At 45.3% G+C, this 247-nt stretch carries 2 rRNA genes; both read left to right on the top strand.

From position 1 onward, the window contains the following. A 23S ribosomal RNA gene (locus Q8G36_RS28920) occupies positions 1 to 94 on the top strand; the annotation flags it as partial. 64 nt (positions 95 to 158) lie between these two features. Further along, positions 159 to 247 (top strand): 5S ribosomal RNA (gene rrf, locus Q8G36_RS28915); the annotation flags it as partial.

Here is a 247-nt window from a genome sequence, read left to right as displayed (position 1 = left end):
AGATCCCTGAAAGATGATCAGGTTGATAGGTCAGAGGTGGAAGCGTGGCGACATGTGGAGCTGACTGATACTAATAGATCGAGGACTTAACCAACGCTTTTTAAAAAATGAAATACCTTCTTATTATCTAGTTTTGAAGGAACAACGTTCCTGATATGTTTGGTGGCGATAGCGAAGAGGTCACACCCGTTCCCATTCCGAACACGGCAGTTAAGCTCTTCAGCGCCGATGGTAGTTGGGGGTTTTC

This window comes from Peribacillus frigoritolerans, assembly GCF_030676415.1.
Classification (GTDB): domain Bacteria; phylum Bacillota; class Bacilli; order Bacillales; family DSM-1321; genus Peribacillus; species Peribacillus frigoritolerans_A.
This window is presented reverse-complemented; position numbering and strand designations above follow the sequence as displayed.